Source organism: Streptomyces sp. NPDC050610, assembly GCF_040654875.1.
In the GTDB taxonomy this organism is placed as follows: Bacteria; Actinomycetota; Actinomycetes; order Streptomycetales; family Streptomycetaceae; genus Streptomyces.
Window position 1 is genome coordinate 44,474 of sequence record NZ_JBFAIV010000047.1, and the last position, 6,168, is coordinate 50,641.

Sequence of the window (6,168 nt, forward strand, 5' to 3'; positions counted from 1 at the left end):
AACGCTCGTGGTTTCGCCGGTTGTTCGTCGGTTCGCGCGCCGGGGCGGTGCCGCGGTGTCCGCCGATGAAGCCACCGCCCTTAGCTGCACCCAGCACCGCTACGTCGTGACCCACCTGACCCATCATCGAACATATGTATTCCAGCAATGTGCCAGCGGAGGCTTGCCGTATGGAGCGTTCCGCTGATCAGCCGGCGCTCGCTCCGGCGGCGGCAAGCGGCTCGTTCTGCCCCTGCTGTGTCACATTGGGCGAGTGACTCCCCAGCCCGTCGTCGATCTCAGAAGACAGCCCGTCGATGATGTCCTCGACCGAGTCGAACAGGGTCTCGGGACGCGGCTGGAGCGGAGCACGATGGTACGCAAGCGCCGCAGCGTGGGCGTGCGGACGGAGCGTGATACCTGGGTCCGGGTGGAGCGCCGTGCGGCAGGCCGGATTGACGGGCAGGGCTGGAACGGCACCGAGGCCGCGGCTGCGCTGACCGGGGTCGCGATGCCGCAGTGGCTTGCCGGACTGGCCTGGCGCGCCCCGGACGGCTCGGCGGTATGGCGGGCGGATGAGACGACGCTGCTGCCGGACGCGCCGGTCAAGCCGGCAGGGGGTACCCTCACCGCGGCTCCGACGTTGCCGGACTCCTGGTGGCGGACGCTGAACTCGTCGCTGGACGCACTCGCCCGGGCCGCGACGACCCGGGTGGCGACGCCGGACACCGTGACCATCACACAGGAGGGCGTCACCAGCCTGATCACCGACGCCTTCGGCGCGGCGGTGGATACGACCGTCGAACGCTGGCATCCGGCGCACGCTGACCTGAACTGGGCAAACGTCACCGGCCCGACCTGCTGCCTCTTCGACTGGGAGGACTGGGGCGCGGCGCCGCGGGGGCTGGATGCGGCTTCGCTGTGGGCGGCGTCGCTGGCGGTGCCGGAGCTGGCCGGACGGGTGCGGTACGAGCGGCGTGCGGATCTGGGGAGTCGGGATGGCCGGCTGATGATGCTGTTCGCCTGCGCGAAGATCGCCGGGCCCTACGCTGACGTGGCTGACCCCAAGCTGGAACCTGCCCGTACGGCGGCTCGACAGCTCATCGCGGAACTCCGGTGACGACCGCCCGTTCGCGCAGCAGGCTCCGGTAGTGCGCCACCGCGGCGTCCTCCACCGGGATGCGCAGCGCGGCGTGCAGGTCCCTGAGGTGTTCGGGGTTCGTGGTCCCGACGGCGATGGCGCTTACCTCGGGCAGGCGGTAGGCCGCCCGGAAGGCGGCCGCGGCAGGTGACATGCTCGCGCTGGGGTCCTGGAGGAAGGCGTGCGCGGCGACCCGCTGCCACACCGGCGCGCCGGCGTCCCCGCCGAACGGGCTCATCCCCCACCGTGCCGTCGGCCGCCACCGCTTGGTCAGGGCGTCGGCGGCGTCCAGTGTGGCGATGCCCACCAGCAGGCCGGCGCGCACCATGAGGACGGGCAGGACAGGCAGGTCACGGCCGTACGCGGCGAGCAGCGGGGCCGGGTTCCAGGTGGCGATGCCCCACGAGCGGCACAGGCCGTCTGCCCTCGCGCGGGCCAGGGCGGCGCACGCGGCGGCCAGCAGCTCGTGACCATGTTCCGGCGGGCGGTGGTGCAGGGCGCGCTCCGGGTTGTGCAGGAGCACGGTGTCGGGCTCACGCCCCAGCTCCCGTGCGGACTGCTCGACGGCCGCGCGCAGCCGCTCGGGAGCGAGGCTGTGCTCCGCGCCGCCGGACCCTCCCGGGAAGAAGCCCACCTTCGTGGAGATGCCGAACTCGGGGAGCAGGTCGCTGTACTGCGCCAGGGTGGTGTGGGAGGCGAAGCTGCCGTAGTTGAAGGCGGTGTCCAGGGCAGTGACGCCGAGGTTCAGAGCTGCGGTCAGCAGGGCGCGGGTGGGACGAGTCCGGTGTAGCCCGAGGACAATTCGGGGGTCAGCGGTGCGCACAGTTCCTCCTCGACCAGGATCTCGGCGACCGTCATCACCTCCGCGACCGCGCGGGCGGCGGCTTCCTCCAGCCGTACGGGCCGGCCACTCAGCAGCAGCCGCAGCGCGGGCACCGCCTTCGGGTCGAAGACCAGGCGTTTGCCCGCCGCGGTCACCTCCACCTCCGCGCCGAGCTCGCGGATCCGGGGCGGGAACTCGGTGATGCACACGGCCCCCTCCAGGGGGCCGAAGGCGGCGACGAACGGCACGTGCCGGGCCGGGCCGGCGTCGTGCTGGACGGCGTCCAGGAACTCCGCCGTGCCGCGGGCCTCGATGAGGCGGGCGGCGGCTTCGGCCAGGCCCTGCTGCTGCCGGTGTTGCGCGTCGGCGGTTGCCCAGCGGTCCAGGTCGTGGCGGAACAGTTCGCTCTCGCGGGACCAGTCGGCCAGCCAGGCGAGCCAGGACACGCCGGTGCGCTGGGTGATGCCGAGGGTCATGTGCAGGCTGTGTCCGGCACCCTGGCCGGTGCGGGTGGCCTGGTGCCAGTAGCCGCGGGGGATGTGCATCACGTCCCCGGCCCGCATCACCCCTGACCAGACGCTGTCCTGGCCCGGCTCGTCGTTGCGAGCCGCGTCACGGTACATCGGCACCGGCCGGGACGCCCCGCGCACCTCCCACGTCTTTTCGCCGGAGAGCTGGACGACCAGCACGTCGTGATCGTCCCAGTGCAGATTGAAGCCCGATGCGTCGTTCGTCGTCAGGTAGACGTTGACCTGGACGCGCTCGCGCGCCCACCACTGCACGGCGCGGCAGGCGACCTCCATCGTCGGGTCGAAGACGTTGGCCTGGTCCAGAACCAGCGTGGCCCCGGCCGTGAGGAGTTGCCCCAGACGCCGCATGTTGGCCATGGGAACCGTCTGGCCACGGCGCGTGGTCTGGGTGGTGAGGTAGGTGTCGGTATGCAGCTGCTCGCCGTCCCGGAACGCGCGGATCTGCGGGTGCGCGACGCTGCGCCGCATCATCAGGTCCAGTAACCGCGACGGCGTGAGCAGCCGTTCGATCAGGCCCGGGTCGCTGATGTGGCCGCGGACGAACCCGGTGCCGAGCGGGCCGGTCCCGTTCCACCCGAGCGCCTTCTCGACAGCACTGACCAGCCGGTGTTGCACGCGCTCTCCCTGATGTCGGGCGGTGGGGCATGTCCGTACAGGAGCCTGCGAGCGGGGGAGCCGTGGGGCTCCTGGACACCTCTCACTCGGCGGGGTGGTTCAGGCCGTCACCGTCCGGCTGCGCGTCGCCGGTCGCATGGGGCGGCGGGTCGGAGCGGCTGGTGTCGAACCGGTCCTGCACACTCGTCAGGGCCTCCACCGCCCGAACCAGAGCCTCACGACGTGCGGGTGCTACGGGTGCATCTTCCATTGCCTGCACTCCCTCCAGTTCTCTGGATGGACAAGCCAACGCCCCGCGCGACAGCGGGAATTCGGGCCTGGCAAAAACACTGTGCGCTGAGAGCGTGTACGGCGGCAAGAGCGCACGGGCTCACTCAGTGCGTCGAAGCGATCCGCCTCGACGCTGCCGGGGGTTGCCGTCGCAGATCACCAGCAGGGCGAGCCGAAGGGCAACCTGCTCCTGCCGTTGACCCGCGGGCCATCGGCATGCGCACGACGACGGGGCCCTCAATAGAGAGAGCCCCGCCCGACAGCCGGTGTGCGCGTCGGCTAGTACTGCCGTTCGCCCAGCCCCGTTGATTTGAGGGCGGAAGCGAACTCAGCCCAGGCCGATCCGCTGAACAGCAGTGCGGGGCCTGCCGGGTTCTTGGAGTCACATACGGCTATCCCGTCGTCCATGCGAGCGCCCATGACACAGTTGCCGCCCTGGTTGTTGCTGTAACTGGACTTGAACCAGACAGCCCCGGCCAGGTTGTCGGCCCTGGGTGTGAACATCAGTATCAAAGCTCCTTGCTTGCCTGTTCGATCATTTTCAGGGACTCTTCGGGCCCCGGTGCGACAGCTTGAAGGTCGCTGAACGCCTCTTCGTACTTCTCCACGTCGTCCTCTCGGCGGCTGATGCCTGCCGACGCCAGGTTCTCGACGTAGACGATCGGTTTGAAGGCGCTGTCACGGAACCTGAAAGTGGCGAAGGGACCGTTCATTCCGGGATGTACCCCGATCGAGAACGGCACGACCTGCAACTTGATGTTGCTAAGCGCAGCCAGTTCGATCATGTGTAGGAGCTGGTCACGCATGACCCGAGGGCCACCCACCCTCCGGCGCAGCACAGCCTCGTTGATGACCGCCGTCAGCTTGAGGGGAGCCAGGGTGCGTTGGAGCGCCTCCTGTCGCATTACTCGTACGGCGACGAGCTTGTCGATGGTCTCCTCATCGAGCCCTGTGTGACCGCGCTGGTGAATCGCGCGAACGTAGGCTTCGTTCTGCAAGAGCCCCGGGACGAACTCGCTCTCGTAGGTGTGCGTGGATTGTGCTGTGGATTCCACTGTCAAGAACGCTTTGAACCCCGGCTTGATGACAGGTCGGTACTCCTCAGACTGCCACCAGTCCCGATTGCTCGTCGTGACCTGGGCATACCCCTCCAACATCGCCGTTGTCTCCGCCGATGCCCCATACAACTGGCACAGCACCCGGACATCGAGCACCGGGACCCTGCCATTGGCTGCCGTCTCCAAGCGGTTCACCTTGGAAGCTCCCCAGTGAAACCGCTTGGCGACTGCGGCTGCCGTCATGGCTGACTCGATCCGCAGCCGACGTAGCTCGCTGCCGAGAATGAACCGACACAGTGCTGGTGTTGCCGACTCGATCGGCCCGGTCATCTTGGTTCCTCCCGGTGTTAGCTATCAGTCTGACCTGGGATGTTCCACGTTGGCAACGCATATCCCGCAGCAGCGCGAACGATTCCGGCCTCGCGCGAACCCTCCCACGGGATAACGGAGTTCACCGCTCAAAGTCCGATGCAGAATTCTGCGGTGGATGTCCCACGGTATCGCTTCTGCTGGCAAGCTGTCGTGCAGCGGCCAGCGAGCACCCCCGCTGCATGTGCCGATTGTTCAGGCTTGCCCGACCACTTTCGCGGAGTCTGAGCAACTTCCTCAGCGCCACCCGATCTCGTTGAGGAACGCGCCGTGGCCGCTATGTACCCCCGCCTCGGGCGGAGCCACCCGTATCGCCGTGGAGGAGCCTCGCATGACCGTGCTGGAGGAACTGGAGGAAACCGCCTTCGCCGCCACTCCCCGCCGCGAGGAAGGCCCACCCCCCTACGCAAGGAGCCTGGAGACGCACGAACCGCCGATGGCTGAGGCCACGTGGCCGCGGAGTTCTCGGGAGATGATCCTGGCGACCGAGATCAGCCCCAAGCTGGTCCGCCTGTACCGCGAGGCGTGCCGCCGCATACTCGCTCACTGGGGCCTGGAGGCGGTTGCGGACGACGTGGTGCTGGTGGTCAGCGAGTTGGTCACCAACGCCATGGCCCATGGCGATGTCAGTCTCTACATGATGTACGCCGCCGACGGCACGCTATACATCGTCGTCTGCGACGGCACCCCGGCGCGCCCAGAACGCCTGGAACCTTCCCTCGATGATGAGCACGGCCGGGGACTGATCCTGGTCGAGGAGCTGTTCGACACCTGGGGAACCAGCGCCGACGGGAAGCACACCTTCGCCACCCTCCAAGTGTCGGCAGCGGCAGAGAGCGGCGACCGATGACGACCGCCGTCGATCTCGTCCGTGTCCGCGAGGCCATCGACTGTGCCCTCTCCGATGCGCCGCTGACCGCAGTAGAGGCCCGGGGTCTGCGCAACTGTCTGTATGCCTCCGTCACCAGGCTGCTTCAGCTCACCGAGGCGCGGCTGCGGGATGAGTGGCCGGACTCGGCGGGCATACGTGACGCGCGCCTGGCGATCCGGGGGGCCCGAGCCCTGCTGGCGGTGCCCGTCGAACTGGCCCCGTCGAGCCGCAGTTACCCCTGCGGGCTCGCCCGGGTGCTGCGGGAGCTGCTCCCGTACAGCGGGGTGGAGCAGTGACTCCCAACGGCGCAACCGCGAGCAGCGGCCGGACACTCCGCGAGCTGCCCGCCCGCCGGCAGTTCGTCGGCCGTCGGGATCTGCCGCCAATCGTAGAAGACCTGCGGGCGCGGGATGCGCCGTCCGCTGAGTAGACCGGCTGCTGCCGCGGTTCGAACTGAGGTTGCCAGTTCTCCTGCGGCGGGCAGTCGGCCGGTCCCTCCGCCCGTGACGGGT

General features: G+C 68.9%; 7 protein-coding genes. 3 read left to right on the top strand and 4 right to left on the bottom strand.

Going from position 1 to position 6,168, the window contains the following annotated elements; genetic code table 11:
* Nucleotides 1-244: 244 nt before the first annotated feature.
* Nucleotides 245-1,099 carry a hypothetical protein gene (locus tag AB0I22_RS35910; protein ID WP_363135225.1) on the top strand — a complete coding sequence of 285 codons (855 nt, stop codon included), beginning with the start codon at nucleotides 245-247 and terminating at the stop codon, nucleotides 1,097-1,099.
* Here AB0I22_RS35910 and AB0I22_RS35915 read toward each other — a convergent pair.
* The 4 genes from AB0I22_RS35915 to AB0I22_RS35930 form a co-directional block, all read right to left on the bottom strand.
* Nucleotides 1,080-1,943 (bottom strand): aldo/keto reductase, encoded by an 864-nt coding sequence (locus AB0I22_RS35915; RefSeq protein ID WP_363135215.1) that lies wholly within the window; start codon nucleotides 1,941-1,943, stop codon nucleotides 1,080-1,082. The genes AB0I22_RS35910 and AB0I22_RS35915 overlap by 20 nt on opposite strands.
* The gene (locus AB0I22_RS35920) at nucleotides 1,877-3,088 is read right to left on the bottom strand and encodes a cupin domain-containing protein (RefSeq protein WP_363135216.1); all 1,212 of its coding nucleotides are present in this window, start codon (nucleotides 3,086-3,088) and stop codon (nucleotides 1,877-1,879) included. Before AB0I22_RS35920 ends, AB0I22_RS35915 begins: the two co-directional genes overlap by 67 nt.
* 549 nt (nucleotides 3,089-3,637) lie before the next feature.
* On the bottom strand, nucleotides 3,638-3,862 hold the full coding sequence (locus tag AB0I22_RS35925) for a DUF397 domain-containing protein (protein ID WP_363135217.1): 225 nt from the start codon (nucleotides 3,860-3,862) through the stop codon (nucleotides 3,638-3,640).
* A 5-nt stretch (nucleotides 3,863-3,867) separates the two neighbouring features.
* Entirely contained in the window at nucleotides 3,868-4,746 is an 879-nt protein-coding gene (locus tag AB0I22_RS35930) for a helix-turn-helix transcriptional regulator (protein ID WP_363135218.1), read from the bottom strand.
* Between the two features lie 370 nt (nucleotides 4,747-5,116).
* Here AB0I22_RS35930 and AB0I22_RS35935 point away from each other — a divergent pair, with 370 nt between their 5' ends.
* Nucleotides 5,117-5,635 carry an ATP-binding protein gene (locus AB0I22_RS35935; RefSeq protein ID WP_363135219.1) on the top strand — a complete coding sequence of 173 codons (519 nt, stop codon included), beginning with the start codon at nucleotides 5,117-5,119 and terminating at the stop codon, nucleotides 5,633-5,635.
* Nucleotides 5,632-5,952, top strand: a complete 321-nt coding sequence (locus AB0I22_RS35940) for a DUF6415 family natural product biosynthesis protein (protein WP_363135220.1) — start codon at nucleotides 5,632-5,634, stop codon at nucleotides 5,950-5,952. Before AB0I22_RS35935 ends, AB0I22_RS35940 begins: the two co-directional genes overlap by 4 nt.
* Nucleotides 5,953-6,168 lie beyond the last annotated feature (216 nt).